Origin of the sequence: Streptomyces incanus, from assembly GCF_042656345.1 — a bacterium.
GTDB lineage: Bacteria > Actinomycetota > Actinomycetes > Streptomycetales > Streptomycetaceae > Streptomyces > Streptomyces incanus.
Genome location: NZ_JBHSPC010000109.1, coordinates 1 through 1,114 on the forward strand (window position 1 = coordinate 1; position 1,114 = coordinate 1,114).

Below are 1,114 nucleotides of genomic sequence, written 5' to 3' on the forward strand. Positions count from 1 at the left end.
GAACTACAGCTGCCGTGACTGTGCCAGGACGGAGGCCCCGACTCCCGCTTGCGGGAAGGTAGGTCCGCAGCGCGCTGTCCAGCGCCGCCCCCGTGGAAGGACTGTCGAAGGTGGCGCCGTTGCTTGCCGGGTCCGGAAGGTCGAACTGGGTGCGGTCCAGGTCAAGGAGCCGTAGTCTGCGCCGCCACGCTCCCAGCGTGGCGGGGAACGAGTGGCCCGGCCTCCCTCCTGAGCAGGTCGATGGCGTCCCGCCGGATGGTGCGGCCGATCAAGGCGCCGGAATGCGCGGGGCGGGGACGGCGGCTCCGCCGGACCGGGTGTTCACCCCGCCTCAACAGGGCGCTTCGTGGGCTTCCGCCTCCGCGGAGATCGCCAGGTGCCTCGGACCGGAACGTGAAGCCCGTGCTCGCTTACCCCCCGGTGGGACACGACCAGCAGGTCCCTATCACGTCTTCACCGAGCCGGAACCGCGCTGGGCCTCTTGACGACCGGTTCGCTCTGTCCAGGGCCCGGCTGCCCGGGATGCCGCTGGAGAACCGGCAGGACTTCCTCGTAGGCCTCCCGGGCAAACGGGCACAGGCCCAGAACGAAGCACACCGTCAGCTGCGCCGTCAGGAGGCGACGCCGGTGTGCTGACTCGGTCGTGCTTGGCCGGCGCTGCCTCGCTCTGCCTCCCCACCCGGGCCAACGGCACTTGACGCGCTGGGGGCACGGGGTGCATCGGGTCGGTAGCTCCTCAGCCCTGGCGGGCTCGCGGTGCCCCGCCAGGTCGCCTGGGCAGCACTAGCGACTGCGGGATCATGCCTACTTCCACTTGACTTCCTCCCCCGCCTAAAGGCGGGGGATTCCAGCGGTCGCCCGCCGGGGTTCCTGCTTCATCGACGACTGCCCGCCCGGAGTGCTCCGTTGAGGTCTTACACCGTCTCCACAGGCTGCTGCCGCCAGTCCGGCGGCCAGAAGGTTCTTCGCCGCGTTCACGTCGCGGTCATGCACGGCGCCGCAGCCGCACGTCCAGGTGCGGACATGGAGCAACATCTTGTTCTGCAAGGCTCCGCAGGCCGAGCACAGCTTGGAGGAGGGGAAGAAGCGGTCGACCGCGATCACTTCCCGGCCG

1 protein-coding gene is annotated in these 1,114 nt (G+C 70.0%); it reads right to left on the reverse strand.

Annotation, left to right across the window (positions count from 1 at the left end):
• Positions 1 to 831: 831 nt before the first annotated feature.
• The coding region (locus tag ACFP2V_RS30895) for a zinc ribbon domain-containing protein (protein ID WP_381218587.1) at positions 832 to 1,114 on the reverse strand (283 nt) is incomplete at its 5' end.